This is a genomic window from Pseudoalteromonas sp. SWYJZ12, from assembly GCF_015864395.1.
GTDB lineage: Bacteria > Pseudomonadota > Gammaproteobacteria > Enterobacterales > Alteromonadaceae > Pseudoalteromonas > Pseudoalteromonas arctica.
In genome coordinates this window covers 24,132-41,467 of the sequence record NZ_JADYXH010000027.1, presented here as the reverse complement: position 1 = coordinate 41,467, position 17,336 = coordinate 24,132, and the positions used below count along the sequence as shown (strand labels likewise).

Annotated in this window: 13 protein-coding genes and 3 tRNA genes; 9 read left to right on the top strand and 7 right to left on the bottom strand. The window is 37.7% G+C overall.

From position 1 onward, the window contains the following. Positions 1–85: 85 nt before the first annotated feature. The 3 genes from I6F42_RS18705 to I6F42_RS18695 form a co-directional block, all read right to left on the bottom strand. Positions 86–161: transfer RNA gene (locus I6F42_RS18705), tRNA-Phe, on the bottom strand. Positions 162–212: 51 nt separating this feature from the next. Further along, a tRNA-Thr gene (locus I6F42_RS18700) sits at positions 213–288 on the bottom strand. 71 nt (positions 289–359) lie between these two features. Next, positions 360–435: transfer RNA gene (locus tag I6F42_RS18695), tRNA-Phe, on the bottom strand. 339 nt (positions 436–774) lie between these two features. On the opposite strand from I6F42_RS18695, the gene I6F42_RS18690 reads away from it, so the two are divergent. Next, positions 775–3,552 (top strand): ATP-binding protein, encoded by a 2,778-nt coding sequence (locus I6F42_RS18690; protein WP_197153032.1) that lies wholly within the window; start codon positions 775–777, stop codon positions 3,550–3,552. 52 nt (positions 3,553–3,604) lie between these two features. On the opposite strand, the gene I6F42_RS18685 is transcribed toward I6F42_RS18690, so the two are convergent. Then, on the bottom strand, positions 3,605–3,877 hold the full coding sequence (locus I6F42_RS18685; protein ID WP_007582954.1) for an oxidative damage protection protein: 273 nt from the start codon (positions 3,875–3,877) through the stop codon (positions 3,605–3,607). 35 nt (positions 3,878–3,912) lie between these two features. Then, positions 3,913–4,974 (bottom strand): A/G-specific adenine glycosylase, encoded by a 1,062-nt coding sequence (gene mutY, locus I6F42_RS18680; protein WP_101217454.1) that lies wholly within the window; start codon positions 4,972–4,974, stop codon positions 3,913–3,915. A gap of 161 nt (positions 4,975–5,135) precedes the next feature. Here mutY and trmB point away from each other — a divergent pair, with 161 nt between their 5' ends. The 4 genes from trmB to arcA all read left to right on the top strand — a co-directional run bounded on the left by trmB (position 5,136) and on the right by arcA (position 9,916). After that, a complete protein-coding gene (gene trmB, locus I6F42_RS18675; protein WP_007582957.1) occupies positions 5,136–5,861 on the top strand; it encodes a tRNA (guanosine(46)-N7)-methyltransferase TrmB in 726 nt (241 codons plus the stop codon). A 66-nt stretch (positions 5,862–5,927) separates the two neighbouring features. Continuing rightward, the gene (locus tag I6F42_RS18670) at positions 5,928–6,953 is read left to right on the top strand and encodes a methyltransferase (protein WP_165722087.1); all 1,026 of its coding nucleotides are present in this window, start codon (positions 5,928–5,930) and stop codon (positions 6,951–6,953) included. A 151-nt stretch (positions 6,954–7,104) separates the two neighbouring features. After that, positions 7,105–8,709: a sensor histidine kinase gene (locus I6F42_RS18665; RefSeq protein WP_010554907.1), complete on the top strand. Its 1,605-nt coding sequence runs from the start codon at positions 7,105–7,107 to the stop codon at positions 8,707–8,709. A gap of 490 nt (positions 8,710–9,199) precedes the next feature. Continuing rightward, on the top strand, positions 9,200–9,916 hold the full coding sequence (arcA, locus tag I6F42_RS18660) for a two-component system response regulator ArcA (protein ID WP_002962549.1): 717 nt from the start codon (positions 9,200–9,202) through the stop codon (positions 9,914–9,916). A 16-nt stretch (positions 9,917–9,932) separates the two neighbouring features. On the opposite strand, the gene arcB is transcribed toward arcA, so the two are convergent. Next, positions 9,933–12,251 carry an aerobic respiration two-component sensor histidine kinase ArcB gene (gene arcB, locus I6F42_RS18655; RefSeq protein ID WP_197153031.1) on the bottom strand — a complete coding sequence of 773 codons (2,319 nt, stop codon included), beginning with the start codon at positions 12,249–12,251 and terminating at the stop codon, positions 9,933–9,935. 232 nt (positions 12,252–12,483) lie between these two features. Between arcB and folE2 the strand changes: the two genes are divergently transcribed. The 4 genes from folE2 (at position 12,484) to I6F42_RS18635 (ending at position 15,892) form a co-directional block, all read left to right on the top strand. After that, positions 12,484–13,404, top strand: coding sequence for a GTP cyclohydrolase FolE2 (gene folE2 / locus I6F42_RS18650; RefSeq protein ID WP_024589695.1), 921 nt, complete (start codon positions 12,484–12,486; stop codon positions 13,402–13,404). 116 nt (positions 13,405–13,520) lie between these two features. Continuing rightward, complete coding sequence (locus tag I6F42_RS18645) at positions 13,521–14,117, top strand: DUF2726 domain-containing protein (protein ID WP_007582968.1); 597 nt, start codon at positions 13,521–13,523, stop codon at positions 14,115–14,117. A gap of 122 nt (positions 14,118–14,239) precedes the next feature. Beyond that, entirely contained in the window at positions 14,240–14,947 is a 708-nt protein-coding gene (gene mtnN, locus I6F42_RS18640) for a 5'-methylthioadenosine/S-adenosylhomocysteine nucleosidase (protein ID WP_197153030.1), read from the top strand. Then, positions 14,948–15,892, top strand: a complete 945-nt coding sequence (locus I6F42_RS18635) for a regulatory signaling modulator protein AmpE (RefSeq protein ID WP_024594516.1) — start codon at positions 14,948–14,950, stop codon at positions 15,890–15,892. Positions 15,893–15,987: 95 nt separating this feature from the next. On the opposite strand, the gene tyrS is transcribed toward I6F42_RS18635, so the two are convergent. After that, complete coding sequence (tyrS, locus tag I6F42_RS18630) at positions 15,988–17,187, bottom strand: tyrosine--tRNA ligase (protein ID WP_007585427.1); 1,200 nt, start codon at positions 17,185–17,187, stop codon at positions 15,988–15,990. Positions 17,188–17,336: the final 149 nt, after the last annotated feature.

Here is a 17,336-nt window from a genome sequence, read left to right as displayed (position 1 = left end):
GTTGCTCTACCAGCTGAGCTAAGTCGGCACACAAAACTGTGTGCTAAGGCACGTTCAATTTTAAAGATTGAGAACTTAAAGTAAATGGTGCCTCGACGCGGAATCGAACCACGGACACGAGGATTTTCAATCCTCTGCTCTACCGACTGAGCTATCGAGGCACATAAACTGTGCTAATTAATTGTTATACTTTACAATTAACTTTAAATAAATGGTGCCGACTAACCGAGTCGAACGGTTGACCTACTGATTACAAGTCAGTTGCTCTACCAGCTGAGCTAAGTCGGCACACAAAACTGTGTGCTAAGGCACGCGTAATAATGTTTAAACTGTTGATTAAACACCACTACTTTAATAAATGGTGCCTCGACCCGGAATCGAACCAGGGACACGAGGATTTTCAATCCTCTGCTCTACCAACTGAGCTATCGAGGCACTTAAACAGTGCTAATTAAAAATCTTAAAGGATTTTTAATGCAATCCCCACTCATCTCTAGCGACTGAGCTATCTGGGCGTGCGGCGTATTAAACGAGTTTTGCCCTTACAAGTCAACTTTTTTTTTCTTCTTTATAACTGTTTGAACGGTTTTCAGACAACTCAGTACGTTTTTTATTAATAACGTTCATTTTTACCACAAAGCAGACTATAGCTATAAATAAATATAACTAAATCAGACTAAAAACGTAGTGAATTATTTTTCGTAAATGTTACGATTACTGCAATAATACAATAAAGACTTATTGTATTTAAATATACCAACCAGGGAACGTTAAATGCAGAGTAAATTCTCTTCACCGGTAAAAGGCCTACTGCCTCTTTTTTTGATCATTAATATTGCTGTAACAGCACTTGCTATTGTTGCCCATTCATTCTACGCGCAAACTGAAGTTAGCACAGCGCAACCCAAACCACCTGTTAATATCGTAACGCTCGCCGATAGATTAGATTTGCCTATGGTTGATGCATTAACTATGTATGGTCAAGGTAAAGTAAAACAGTTACTTGATTTAACCTCCTTATTAGACGCTGATTTTGAATATACTCTATATCGCTTCAATGCTACATCAGATACTCAGTTGGTATATAGCAGCAGTAAACCAGCCACCGCTTCTATTAAAACTGAAAGGCACTTAGTAGAAGAAGGTATCCTGCATCACCTACTATTGTTAAACGATCAGCCCATTGGCGAGCTTATCATTAAGCAAAATTTACCTGCCACACCTTTAAGCACTCAAGATTCTCAAGTAATTGCTTATATAATTGCTATAGCGTGTGTTGCTGCATTATTTATACTTACTTTAATGTTTAATATGTACGTTAATACTCGCTTACGTAAAAGTACTGACATTCTTACGCAAGAGCTGCAGGCAATCACCGACGATGCTAATTACAATAGTAATGTTGACGAGCAACTCGATATTGGCTTAGGTGTAGTTGCAAAACACATCAATCTATTATTGCAAAAAGTACAAAGTGCAATGAGTGAGAGTGATGCTGCACAAAAAGAGCTTTATAAGTTACAAAATAGTCTAGAAGGCGAAGTACAAAATCGTACTTTAGCGCTTGAGCAAGCCACATTGAAAGCTGAACGAGCAAGCGAAACTAAAACAACCTTCCTCGCAACAATGAGTCATGAAATAAGAACGCCGATGAACGGGGTTATAGGGACTATTGATTTACTGCGCCAGACCGAACTTGATGGCGCCCAGCATCGCTTAAGTACGATTATTCGTGAATCAGCATTTTCGCTATTGAGCATTTTGGACGATATTTTAGACTTCTCTAAAATTGAGGCTGGAAAGCTAAATATTGACCCTATCCCGTTTTCGGTAACTGATACTATTGAAGAAGTTGCTCGTGTGCTCTCATCTGTTGCTAAAAAACGTGAGCTTGATTTAGAGCTAGCAATAGCGCCAGATATTCCTATAAACCTTACCGGTGATAGTGTACGTGTACGTCAGGTTCTTTATAACCTATGTAGCAACGCAATTAAATTTACGAGCACTGATGAAAAAACTCAAGGCCATGTAAAAATATCAGTAGAGGTGGTACATAATACGACCGATCACTTTACTTTACGCTTTTGTGTAACTGATAATGGTAAAGGTATGTCGCAAGCACAACTACGCGAAATATTTAACCCGTTTATTCAAGCCGAAAATTCGATTACCCGAGAATATGGAGGGACAGGTTTAGGTCTTTCTATTTGTAAAAGCTTAACTGAGCTTATGCTAGGTACTATTCATGTAACTAGTCATACAGGAATTGGCAGTGAATTTACTGTTGAATTACCATTTAGTACATCGGGAAAAATTAAGTACGCACACAAAGGTTCATTAAATGGTAAGAGGATTATTGTAGTTAGTAATCATCTAGAACGTGAAAAAGTAATGTACCGCTACTTATCGTTTATGGGCGCTAAAATTACTTATGTACATACTGAAGAAGAAGCTGAAGAATATCAGCATGCGCAAGATATTATTTGGGTGGCTGATGGCATAGACAATATGGATAAAACAAACGCGCTGCTAAGACGTTTATTTTATTCATTAGAGGATTATAACCAACAAGTTGTTGTACTAAGCAAGCTTGATGAAGCGGCTATAAATCATAATAATATTTTTTATATTAATGCCTCTCCTTTATGTAAGTCTAACTTTATGCTGTCTATTTTAGTCGCTGCAGGTTTGCATACACCTAAACAAATTAAAAAAACCAAAACACTTAATAACTATTTAAATGTTGAGCAAGCTCGTAAATCAAACAAATTGGTTTTACTTGTTGAAGATAACCTTCTAAACCAACAAGTGCTGACCGATCAATTACACATACTAGGTTTTGGCGTTGAGATAGCAAACAACGGTGAAGAAGGCTTAGATATGTGGAGAAAAGGTGATTACTCACTTATTTTAACCGACTTACACATGCCTAAAATGTCGGGTTACGATATGGTCGAAAAAATCCGTAACGAAGCAGAGCTATTAGAATCAATTGATGCACAGCCTTACATTATTGCTGTAACAGCAAACGCACTTAAAGGCGAAAAAGAGCGTTGTTTAGCCGTAGGTATAAACGACTTCATTACCAAACCTATAGAGCTAAACGCGTTAGAGGACACCTTAAAACGCTGGAGCGATAAGCAAAGCCAAAACCCAAATGTAGTTATTCATCAAACCATGGCGCTACCTATTGATATGGAAGCGGTTGCTAAATATGTAAATGGTGACGAAGCTAAACAGTTACGCTTTTTCAAAATGTATTTAGAACAAAGCCAAGGGCTAATTAAGGGGATTAATTCAGGCGTTATGGTTAACGATTTAGATGAGATTATTGAAGGGTGTCATCAATTAAAATCGATCTCCAAAACGATTGGTGCCCTAACGGTGGCTGAACTTTCAAGTGCATTTGAAGATAAATGTAAAAAAGGTGAACTCACTACCGATGAATTAATAGACTTAAGAGATAAGTTAGAAATTGAATACTCTAAGGCAGCTCAATTTTTAAAAGAACAAATTAAAATCTCTGAGCAAGAAGATGAGTTAAGTGATTAAATAATCGCACACAAAAAAAGGGCTATTTAGCCCTTTTTTAATGTTCAAAATATTATTTTTCAGGCGGTCGATAACCTTCAATTTCCACATCTTTGTTTTCAAACAAAAAGCCAACCATTTGCTCTTCTAAAAATGTGCGGTGCTCTGGGTCCATCATATTTAAATGCTTTTCGTTAATAAGCATTGTTTGCTTATGCTGCCACTGACCCCACGCTTCTTTAGAGATGTTATTAAAAATCTTTTCACCAACTTCACCAGGGTATAACTGAAAGCCAAGCCCTTCGGCTTCTTTTTGTAACTTTTGACAAAATACTGTACGTGCCATGATTGATTCTCTCTAACGCTAAATATGGGGCTATTCTATACTATTGCTGTAATTTGTTTAACCAACTTTTTAGTTGGCGCTGCTAGGCCAACCTCTATTGATTGATCAAGCGGATACCACACTAATTGTTTGTCATTTACTACATCAGGAATTTTCTTAACATTGAGCACATGCGGATTAATCTTCAGCTCAAAATGTGAAAACACATGAATAAACGCTTCAAGCTCTACTAAGTCGGCTTCTAATCCTTGCTGAGCTAAAAACATTTGAAGCTCCTCGTACTCATTAAATTCAAAAAAGCCAAATAGTCCTCCCCAAATACCGCTGTTAGGGCGTTTTTCCATAAGCACTTTATCGCCACACTGAACAATTAACTGATGACAACTCTTCTTCGGCACTGCTTTTTTAGGTTTAGAATGTGGAAACTCTTTTACTTTACCTGCATTAAAAGCACCACAACCTGAATTTAATGGGCAAGCCTCGCAATCAAACCGGCTGCGTGAGCAAACACTCGCACCTAAATCCATCATAGCTTGATTAAATTCGGTGACATTATTTTTAGGTGTTAATTGCTCTGATAAATGCCAAAGCTGGTTTTCGACTTTTTTTACACCGTACCAACCTTCTATCATAAAGTAGCGCGCTAAGACTCGCTTAACATTCCCATCTAAAATTGGATGATGCTGTCCAAGCGACAATGATAAAACAGCCCCGGCAGTAGAGCGCCCTATTCCCGGTAAATCCATTACTTCATCAAGCGTTTGCGGAAATTCGCCTTGGTACTTGTCACGTACTATTTTAGCTGTTTTATGTAAGTTACGCGCACGAGCGTAATACCCTAAGCCGGTCCAGTGATGCAGTACTAAATCTTCATCAGCATCGGCTAAAGCAATAATATCTGGAAAGCTTTGCATAAATTTTTCAAAATATGGGATAACAGTAATAACTTGAGTTTGCTGGAGCATCACCTCAGACACCCACACTTTATAAGGTGTTTTACCCAACTGCCATGGAAGTGTTTTACGCCCATGAAGGTGATACCAATCAACGACTTGATTAGAAAACGAATTAGACTGTTCTTTATTTAAATCCAACATATTGTACTTTTACTGATGCTCAATGGCGGCTCAGTCTATTGTAGTTAATAAAAAGATCAAGCTATAGGGCGTGTAAAACCAGCTAATACTTGTGATTGCGGGCTCGGTCAGGGATAATATGCAACCATTTTTAAACACATTGTTTTTGTCAGGCCAATAATATGAGTGAATCAAGCAACACTAACCTTGAGCAAGCTAAGCAAGAAGGTAAATACATCCGCACCATTCGCAGTTTTGTAAAACGAGAAGGTCGATTAACCAAAGGCCAAGCCGCTGCAATCGAAAAATGCTGGCCAACAATGGGCCTAGAGCATAAAAACGGTATGCTTGATTTAAGCGAAGTTTTTGGCAACAACAACGATGTAGTAGTAGAAATTGGTTTTGGTATGGGTAAATCGCTTGTCGAAATGGCAACAAATGCCCCTCACCTAAACTTTATTGGTATTGAAGTACACCGCCCAGGCGTTGGTGCTTGTTTAATGGATGCCGATGAAGCAGGCATTACTAACTTACGTATTTTTGAACACGATGCAGTTGAAGTACTTGCAGACTGTATACCTAATGAAAGCTTAACAACACTGCAGTTATTTTTCCCTGATCCTTGGCATAAAAAGCGTCATCATAAACGCCGTATCGTACAAACTGAGTTTGTTGAAAAACTAAGAGCCCAACTGAAAATGGGTGGCGTTTTTCATATGGCAACAGATTGGGAAAACTATGCAGAGCATATGCTCGAAGTAATGAATGTAGCTCCTGGTTTTAAAAACCAATCAGAAACAAACGATTATGTTCCACGTCCAGATTTGCGCCCGCTTACTAAGTTTGAGCAGCGCGGACATCGCCTAGGTCATGGCGTGTGGGATTTAATGTTTGAACGTACTGAGTAATTTGTAACTTTAAGCACTCACTTTTATTTTTGATAAAACTAAACATACTGTAAGGCAAAGCCATTTATGAGCGTACTAACCAACCCAAGTTTACTGTTACTTCGTAATAGCGAGGCACTAACGGGCAAATCTATCTTGGTGGTCAACTTTGTTCAAGATGGCTTTTTAACAGAGCTTAAAAAACTTAACCCGCAAAGCAAGGTAACTGCATTTAGCTACAACCATGCTAACGGTGAGTTTGCTAAAAACACCAAAGACGTTGAGATTTGTGTAAATCACACAATACCTGGTAACGGCTACGATTTAGTTATTCTTTACTATCCTAAATCAAAACCTGAGTTATTAATGGCGCTTGATAATATTCGATCTGCTATTACTGATGATGCCGAACTATTGGTGGTAGGTGAAAATAAAAGTGGTGTTAAATCAATTGAAAAGCAATTAGCTGGTAAAGCTGAGTTTAGTAACAAAATTGATTCAGCTAAGCACTGCGTTCTTTACTCATTTGCTGAGATTACCCAGCACCCTGACTTTGATATTACGACCTACCATAAAAAGTTTGTTGTTAATGTTGCCGACACCGAGTTTACAGCTATTAGTGTCCCAGGGGTGTTTAATCACGGTAGTTTAGATATGGGAACGAAAGTTCTACTCGAAAACGCACCGACAATTAAGCAAGGTAGGGTTCTCGACTTTGGTTGTGGCGCAGGTTTAATAGCAACCTTTTTAGGGCTGCATAATCCAGCACTTGAGTTTGTGTGTAGTGATGTAAGTGCGCTGGCAACTTACGCAACACAGCAAACTCTAAAGCTTAACAGCATCAAAGGCGAAGCGATATTAAGTGACGGCCTTAAAAGCATTACCGGTAAGTTTGATTTAATTATTAGCAATCCACCTTTTCATACAGGTATTGCAACCGACTACACAGTAGCAGAAACATTTTTAGCAAATGCAAAACAGCATTTAACTAAAGTAGGAAAGCTGAATATTGTTGCTAATAGCTTTTTAAAATACCCGCCTATTTTAGAAACGCAATTTGAAAGCTACCAAACGGTATTTAAAAATAACAAGTTTGCCGTATATAGCAGCTAGTATTATTTTTAAAAATGCTTGAGTGCAAACGCGCTCAAGCTAACCTTCGCATAAATATAAGAATTAATTTAGCTTTTTTCCTTCATTTTCTCCCGTCTTTGCTAAACTAAAACTCTAAATAATCAAAATTAATTCAGGCGATAACGAAATAATGCCTAAAAAAGTTCATCAAAGTAGCATTCGCAAAGCACTCATAAATTTAATTATGCTTATTACAGCTATTTGCTTGTCGCTATCTATTTCGATATCTACTTATTTAAGCGTAAAAGAGCAAAAGCAATTAATCATTAATAAACTCGTCATACTTTCTGAAATTGTAGCTTTTGATGCTGGTAAATCAGTAGTTGAAGATGATAGAAAAACAGAAGAAAAACGCCTCAAGTCATTTGAAAATATCCCCCTTGTAAAAAACATACATATTTACTCAATAGAAAAAGCATCCCAAAAGCCTGTTTTCTTTATTAGCTTTAATGCAAAAAAAACACCTCCTGTGCCACTGAGAATAGACAGTGTTGATGAGCTAAAAACACCACGAATTACGAGTGACCATATTGAGCTAGCCCGCCCTATTTACGATAACGAACAAGTAGTAGGTTATGTGTATATGCGAGGGAGCCTCGAAAGTTTAGAGACTTATATTGAGAGAAAAATATTAATAGACGTGCTATTAACTCTATTAATTTTAATCGTTGTTTACTTTATTGCTATAAAAGTTCAACGACGTATAGCCAAGCCAATAGAACAGTTAAGCATGCTATTGCAGGATGTATCTAAAAATCATAACTATGATGCACGCGCGCCAATAACCGATGTAAAAGAAATAACCGCTCTTTCAAATAGTTTAAATATCATGCTTACACGTACCAAAAAGCAACTTGAGCGCCACGAAAAAGATAAACAAGAAATAAAACAACTAAACCAGAGCCTTGAAGAAAAAGTAAACCAGCGAACAATCGCTCTCAGAGAAGCAAATCAAGAGCTTTTATCAACCCTTGAGCGAATGCATCAGTACCAAACGCAAATTGTTGAAAACGAAAAAATGGCATCGCTTGGGCAAATGGTTGCTGGGGTTGCCCATGAAGTGAATACACCAATAGGGCTAGGTATTACAGGCTCTACATTACTTCGAGATAAACTGGCAGATATACAGCAAAGCTTTGACGATAAAAAACTTACCTCAAGCCATCTAAAACGCTTTATAGATGAAGGTATTGAAAACTTAGACTTAATTTATCGTAATCTAAATCGTGCCGCAGACCTGATATCTAATTTTAAAAAAGTGGCCGTTATTCAAGATGACGGTGTTAATACCTATATTAATGTACATAAATTAATAAGTGATGTTTTAACATCGATTCAATCTGAACTACTGCCTAAAAAGCCTGTCGTTATTATTAACTGTCCGACCGACTTGGCTATTCATAGTAAGTCTGAACCTCTGCAACAAGTATTTCAGCAGTTGCTTATGAACTCTGTGATTCATGGATTTATAGGTAAAGAAAATAATGAAATTCGCTTTGACGTAGAACTGATAGGGAAAAAATTAACAATAGTTTATTCTGACAATGGTCAAGGCGTTGATAAAAACATTAAAAATAGAATTTTTGACCCGTTTGTAACTTCAAAGCGCGGACAAGGCGCAAGCGGCTTAGGCATGCACTTGGTCTACAACCTAGTAACACAAGCACTTGGCGGAAGAGTTATGTTTGATCTTGAAGAAAAACACGGTGCTCGCTTTATAATTACTATTCCTTAAATAAAGATCACTAAAAAGTGCATATATTTAAAATTTATCCTTGAATTAGCATTTAATGACCTCATTAATGAGGCATGTGATAAGCGCGTAACATTATTTAATTACCTTAAATAAATATTACTAAGCGATTTATGAACTTTTTTATCTTTGCTGTATCACATATATTGATGAAAAGTTAGAAAGTGATATAGTTTTGCTTTGAATTAGTCTGATTATTTTAAATACCTTGTTTGATTGAATGATGTATCAATTATTAAAGGAAAATGGCTTCGACTTTATGATTCAAATGACTACATCTACGTATATATCAATTAAACAGTAGTTTTTGCACTGCCCTTTTTAGTAGACTTTGGACACCCTGCTGTTTTATTTTTATCCAATTTGTTTTTTCCTTGTTAACAAATGGGTATAATCCTATAATCTCTAGTAATCGGTTATAAGTTCATCACCGGTTTTTTATAAATAAAATATTCCAAAAGGTTAATTAATAATGCAAACGCCAGTCATTCTAATCGTAGAAGATGAAGACGTAACTCGACTGAACCTAGTTAGTTTATTTGAAGCTGAAGGGTACAAAGTTATTGAAGCCATTGATGGCGATGATATGCATGACAAGCTTACAAATAACGATGACGTTAATCTTGTAGTTATGGATATCAACCTTCCTGGTAAAAACGGTCTTATTTTAGCCCGTGAATTACGCCAAAAGCGTAAAGTAGGTCTTATATTCCTAACGGGTCGTGACAACGATGTTGACCGTATTTTAGGTCTTGAAATTGGCGCAGATGACTATGTTACTAAGCCATTCAACCCGCGTGAATTAACTATTAGAGCTCGCAACCTTATTACTCGTACTGCTTTAGGCGGTGAAGAGTCAGCACTAGAAACAAATGGTGTTATTACGTTTAACGGTTGGGAACTTGATGAAAATAGCCGTTGTCTTACTTCTCCAAATGGCGACGCTAAACGTTTACCAAAAGGTGAGTACAGAGCACTTCGTTTAATGCTTGATTCTCCAGGTCGTATTTTTAGTCGTGAGCAATTAATCAAGCACATGACAGGCCGTGAGCTTCGTGCAAATGACCGTACTGTTGATGTTACTATTCGTCGCATTCGTAAGCATTTTGAAAGTGATAACTCAACGTCAGAGTTAATCAGCACCATCCATGGTGAAGGTTACCGTTTCATTGGTAAAATTGACGCTTAATTAGAGCTAATTAGTTTTACTCTAATTGCTGTAAAAATAAATGAAGGGCTTTTTGTCCTTCATTTATTTTATCTGCTAAAACATCTAACCACTGCTTTAACACTTCATCAGGCTCATCAATCGCACCATGCTCCATTATTTTGGCATGAAGCTGCACATCATTTAAACCTACCGATCCAGCCGCACCTTTAAGTTTATGCGCTACTGATTCATACTCTTCTCTATCGCCGGCATTTAATGAAGTAAGTAATTCTTGCTGATATTGTGGACTTAGCTTTTCAAATAACTGACTACTGCGTCTAAATACAACCAAGCCCATCGAATTTACAAAGTCTTCTATTGTTTCAATATCTAATAAGTGTGCATCAATGCCCTCTAGCGCTTCTTCACTTACTTTTAGCTGTGGCTCTGTGCATTCACTTTGCTTAATGCCAAATAAGTCAGCCAGCATTTTATCAAGCTTAACTGTGTTAATTGGCTTAGCCAACGCACCTTGTATTGATATACCTTCAAGCTCTTTTTCAGCACTGCGTACATTGGCAGTTAAAGCAACAATAGGTAATTTATCAAAGTGGCTATCTGAACGTATTTGCTTAGCAACCACATCACCGTTTATATCTGGCAATTGCATATCAAGTAGTACTAAATCTAAGTCATCTTCGGTTTCGACAAACGAGAGTGCATCTTCACCGGTTTCAGCCCATAACACTTCATGGCCGCGTTGCTCTAATAGGTTTGTAGCAATTTCGGCGTTAAGAGGCACATCTTCTACTAGTAGAATATACAAACCACGGCCAACATAACTTTGTTCTGTTGGTGCAACACATAAACTAAGCGGTATTTGCACTGTAAAACAACTTCCTTCGCCTTCAGTACTATTTACCGTAATTATCCCTTTCATTGCACTTACAAGTGCCTTGGTTACAGCTAAACCAATACCTGAACCTATTGCGTTAGTGCCTTTTAAATCCGGCGCTTTGTAATACATATCAAATATATGGGCAAGTTGCTCTGGTGGAATACCTTGACCTGTATCTAGTACCTTAATAACTAACCATGGGCCTTCTACGCGATTTTCTCTGCTGCATTCGAGTGTTACTTTACCTTGCTGAGTAAACTTAACGGCGTTGTTAATTAAGTTCCAAACAACTTGGCGTAATCGAGTCGGATCGAGCTGCGCGTAAACATCAAGTATGCCATTGCGCTTAATATCAAACTCAAGCTCTTTTTGCTCTGCTATTAAGCCTGCAAAATTAACTACATCGTTTATAAAGTCTGACACATTAATAGAATTGGTTGCTATATCGAGCTGATCTCTATCTATTTTATCTAAATCTATAATATCGTTAAAAATATTACCGAGTGTTTCAGCACTCGAAAAAATAGTATTGCCCCAACTACGCTGCTGCTTATTAAGCTCTGTATCTAATAACATACGCGTTAAACCAACAATGCCATTTAAAGGAGTACGTAGTTCATGGCTCAGCGTAGCAATAAACTTACCTTTGTCTTTATAGGCAGTTTCGAGTGCTTGTGCTGCCTCTTTACGGCTAGTGATATCACGACCAAAACCCAGTAAACCAATGTAGTCACCGTCATCATTTATAAAAGGTAATTTACGCAGCTCAAACCAACGTGTTTCACCATTTACTTCATAACCTACATCGATAGTCAGCGCTTTATGGCTTTGCTCTACTTCTTTATCGGTTGCTAAAACCTCAGCTAAAAAATGACTCGGGAATATCTGCTCAACCGTTTTTCCTATTAGCTCACTACTTGATTTTCCCATTACCTCTTCAAACATTTTATTACAGCCGGCAAATACACCGTTGTTATCACGGTAATAAAATAAATCGGGAGATGAATCAACGATTGAGCGTTGCAACATACTTTGTTGGGCAAGTTCTTGTTGTGTTTTTTTACGCTCAGCAATTTCTCGGCGCAGCTCTTCAATAGCGCGATGCTTGGCATGAAATGCCATTTTACGCTCATCAATTTCAATATTTAAACGGCTAATGTTGTCTTTTAGGGTTTGGTTTAAGAGTTTTTCCTGTTTGGTTGCGCTATCTAAATAAGCATACGAGGCATCTAATTGACGAATTGAATTAAGTAATACACTTATAATTAAAGGAGAAACTACAGCCGTAAAAAATACCACAGCCAAAATATCAACAAGGTGTAATTCGCCTATCGCAACATAATAAAACATGCTCGATAAAATAAGAGATACAGTTAAAAATAAAGTGTAACAAATAGCTGCGGTTTTAAATTCACCAAATCGCGTTATTGAGCTGGAAAGTACCCGAGCCCAAGGGCTCAAAGAATAATCGGTCATACGTAATTTTATCTCTTAGCTGTGTGCTTAAATATAAAGAAGGCAATGCGCATGTATAAACATACCATTTTCCCAGATTTTAGCATTTTTCTCCTACCACTACCCATGTTGTGCGATAAAAACAGAATTTTTCATGTTTGATTTTGCTCATCTCTTAAACTCATCATTTCAGCAATAAATTATTTAGTGTAAAATGCCCCGCTTTATTATCTCCAAAATACGAGTAGCGCACATGCAAACCAATATGCCAGATATAGCAGACACTGCACCCGCTTTACAAACAGGTAAATTAGACTGGGTTGGCATGGGCGAAATCGAACTGCCATTTATTTTTGAGTCACGAGACTTATCTCCAGTTACAGTAAATGCCAAAGCTCGTGCATTTGTAAATTTGCATAAAGAAGATGCCAAAGGCATTCATATGTCACGTCTATTTTTAGCACTTGACCTGCTTTCAACTGAGCAGCAAGTCAATCCGCAAACAATAGCGCAAGCACTCGATACCTTTATAACTAGCCACGAAGGGCTGAGCGATAAAGCACAAATTGAATTTAAATTTGAACTACCGCTACGCCGTAAATCACTATTAAGTGGTAAAGCGGGCTGGAAAAGCTACCCAGTTGTACTTACCAGTACAATTGAAAATAACATTATTAGCTACGAGCTAACCGTAGATGTTACCTATTCTTCAACATGCCCTTGCTCTGCAGCACTTGCACGCCAGCTTATACAAAACGCGTTTAACGAAAAATTTAACCAAGAAACCTTAAGCCAAAAAGATGTGCACGAATGGCTAGGCACTACACAAGGCATAGTTGCTACACCTCACTCGCAGCGCTCTATTGCCAACGTAAAAGTAAAGCTTGATAGCAATATTCAAGAATTTGACGTAGTGACTCTAATAAACACCCTCGAAGCTGAACTTAAAACACCGGTACAAGCGGCAGTAAAGCGCGAAGACGAGCAAGAATTTGCTCGTTTAAATGGTCAAAACCTTATGTTTTGTGAAGACGCAGCGCGTAAAATTAAAGCTTTATTAGAAACAGATAATTACAGCGATTACTGGCTGCAAATAAATCATTATGAATCACTCCATGCACACGATGCTGTAGCTATTGCGGTTAAAGGTATTGAAGGTGGATACAAAGCTTAATAGCTACATCGTTTTAGCTTTTATAAACAGTTGGTAATTATTTTATAACTCATACTTTTTAGGCACGTAAATTGCTTTATTTGAGCAGTGTCAATTTGTTGTTATGGAGTTACCGTATGGAATTCGCTTTATTATTAATTCTAGTATTAGTTGTCGGGGCTTCTGTTGTTGCGTCAAAATTTAATGACGATGGCGGAAACCCGTATCCTTTTACCCGCAAGCAAACTGTTTTTACGCAGGTTGAAGGCGCTTTTTTAAATCTTCTCGAGCGTGCTGTAGGCGATCAATATAAAATTGTTAGTCGCGTTAAGTTAATTGACGTTATTGACTGCAAACAAGGTCTTTCTATTAAATCTAAACGTGCTGCTTTAGCTAAAGCTAAAAATAAGCAACTCGACTTTGTATTAATCGATAAAGAAAAACTAACTATTGTTGCGGCCGTTGACCTAGTTAACAATGCCAATAAAGATGGCCACAAAGCTCAACGCGACTGGTTTGTAAACGGTGCACTAGAGTCTGCGGGCATTCCACATATTCGTATGAAAGTTAAATCGGGCTACCGTCCTTCTGAAGTACGCGATGCAATTATGTTTAAACTTGGTAAGCCTGCAGCAACACAAACGCAGCGCCCTGTTCGTAATCGCTCACATAAGCCAGCGGTACTTTCACCTTCTCAAGCCAAAGCACAAACAACTGCTTTAGCTGAAATTTAAAAACCAAATTAAATACTCTCCTAAAAAGTATTTAAAGCGAGCTCATAAACAAGCTCGCTTTTTTGTTTTTTATTGCTAACTTCACGTATAATCAAGTGATTCAAACTCAGGAATTAAACATTATGAATGTTGGTATTATTGGCGCAATGGAGCCAGAAGTTAAAATTTTACGTGAATCGATGCAAAACCCACAAATTTTAACTAAAGCAGGTTTCACTTTTTATACTGGTGAATTGGCTGGTAACACAGTAACACTTGTTCAATCTGGTATTGGTAAAGTAGCATCAACAATTGCAACTACCTTACTGATTGATAACTTCGAACCTGATTGCGTAATTAACACAGGCTCTGCCGGTGGATTCGATCCTTCTCTAAGTGTTGGCGACGTAGTAATTTCGTCAGAAGTACGTCATCACGATGTAGATGTTACTGCTTTTGGCTACGAAATTGGCCAAGTACCACAAATGCCAGCAGGCTTTGCAGCTCACCCTAAATTAGTTGAAGCAGCACAACAAACAATCGAACAAATCAGTGATGTTAAAACACTTGTTGGCTTAATTTGTACTGGTGACACATTTATGTGTGACCCTGTGCGTATCGATAAAGCACGCAGTGATTTTCCTACAATGCTTGCCGTTGAAATGGAAGGCGCTTCGATTGCACAAACGTGTTTTACGCTTAACACACCATTTGTTGTAATTCGCTCAATGTCTGATATTGCAGGTAAAGAGTCACCACAATCATTTGAAGAATACCTAGAAACAGCATCAATCAACTCATCTAAAATGGTTGTCGCACTTTTAGAAAAGCTAACTGCAGTGTCTCTGTAAATGCTTAGCAATATTGTTCAAAACCACTTGGACTTTATTGCCTTCATACTAGCGCTCCTTGCTGAGCGCTTTATTCCCCTTATTAGCTGGTATCATCCTAATACAGCGTTAAATGCTGTTTTTAGTGCTATTGGCAAGCGCATATACAAAAGCAAAGAACCTAAAAGCTATCAATATTTGGCAGCTATACTCGCAAGCACGCTCATTTTAAGTGTCATTCTCATTATTGTAGTGCTACTACTCGAGTTTGCTTTTTATCCTGAATTACTCGCTGGCCTTATTTTATACTTATGCTTAGAAAGTAAGAGTATTGATAAAAAAGCACTTCGCATTGCAAAGCTAACTAAACAAAATCAAAAATCGACAGCACGCGAATTACTAAAACCACTGCTTGCCCGTGAAGTTAATAGGCTTTCATCTCCTGGTATTATCAAAGCATTAATTGAAAGCTTAATACTGCGCACTGCTCGATACTATTTCGTAGTTATATTTATATTTTTAGCCTTTGGCCCTATTGCGGCCCTCGCCTATCGATTACTTACTTTAATACAACAAGCCTGGCGTAGTGACATATCCCCAAATAGCTACTTTTTAAAACCGCTTAAAACTCTGTTGTTTATTATTGAGTATATTCCAATGCGCTTACTCGCTTTAACTATTGCAGCAAGTAGAGCGAGCAAACAAAGCATGCATTACATAAAGCATTATGGCAGACATTTTTATCAAACAAATACAGGTTGGCTACTAAGCACATGCTCTGCATCACTTGGTGTGCAGCTGGGCGGGCCTGCAGTTTATTTAGGTACTCGCTTTAATAAAATGCGTATTGGTACTGATAGACTACCTACACCCGAGGATGTACCTGTAATAATTAATAGATTAAATCAGGCGCGTGTATTTTGGTTGTTAGTAATTGTAAGTATTGAAATATTAAAAGTGATTTAGTGACTATTTAGTGACTACCTCGTAACTAATTTTTCAGCCAAAATACGAGCACAAAAAAACCAGCCTAGGCTGGTTTTTTAGTTTTCAAACGGTATTTAAGCTACAGTGATGTTTGCAAACTTACGTTTACCTACTTGGTAAATAGCTGTTGTGCCTTTTGCTATTTCAAGTTTGGTGTCAGTGATTTTATCTTCACCGTTAAGTTTAACTGCACCTTGCTTAATCATACGCATTGCTTCTGATGTACTTACTACTAAATTTGCTTCTTTAAGCAAGTTAGCAATTAAAATAGTATCTTCTGCAATAGTGATTGTCAGCTCTGGGATTTCATCTGGTAACGCTTTTTTCTGAAAACGCTGAATAAAATCATCATGTGCACCTTGTGCATCAGCTTCACTATGAAAACGAGCAATTAACTCTTTAGCTAGTTCTATTTTAATATCGCGCGGGTTAGTACCTTGCTCAACACGTTCTTTTTGAGCTGCAATTTCTTCAATAGAAAGCGCGCTTAATAAATCGTAATAACGCCACATTAGCACATCACTAATTGACATTATTTTACCAAACATATCGTTTGGCGCATCAGTAATACCAATGTAGTTACCAAGCGACTTAGACATTTTTTGAACGCCGTCAGTACCTTCAAGTAATGGCATCATTAATACTGTTTGCGGCTTTTGACCTTCAACTTTTTGTAGCTCACGGCCCATTAACAAGTTAAAGCGCTGATCAGTACCGCCCAGTTCAACATCTGACTCTAGTGCAACCGAATCCCAACCTTGTACCAGTGGATATAAAAACTCGTGAATTGCAATTGGTTGACCGCTGCCGTAACGCTTTTTAAAGTCATCTCGTTCAAGCATGCGCGCTACAGTTTGGTTTGCAGCAAGTTTAATCATGCCTGCAGCGCCTAACTTTTCCATCCAAGTAGAGTTAAATGCAACAGTGGTTTTAGCAGGATCTAGAATTTTGAATACTTGTTCTTTATATGTTTCGGCATTGGCTAGTACGTCTTCGCGAGTAAGTGGTTTACGCGTTACGTTTTTACCTGTTGGGTCACCAATCATGCCAGTAAAGTCACCAATTAAGAAAATAACCTCATGACCTAAATCCTGAAAGGTTTTCATTTTATTAATGAGTACAGTGTGCCCTAAATGTAAATCAGGGGCTGTAGGATCAAAGCCAGCTTTTATTTTTAGCTTTTTGCCCGACTTTAGTTTTTCAACTAGTTCGTCTTCAATTAATATTTCTTCTGCACCGCGTTTTATCTCTGCTAGAGCGGTTTGTAAATCCACTTTGTGTTACTCCAAAATTCTGCCTACGAAGGGGCGGACTAGTTACTTGTAATCACGGTTTAATATAGGTTTAAACCGAATATATATATGTAGCTAACATAACAAATTTCTACCTAATTAAAATAACTTTTTAAGTTATTAATGCAACT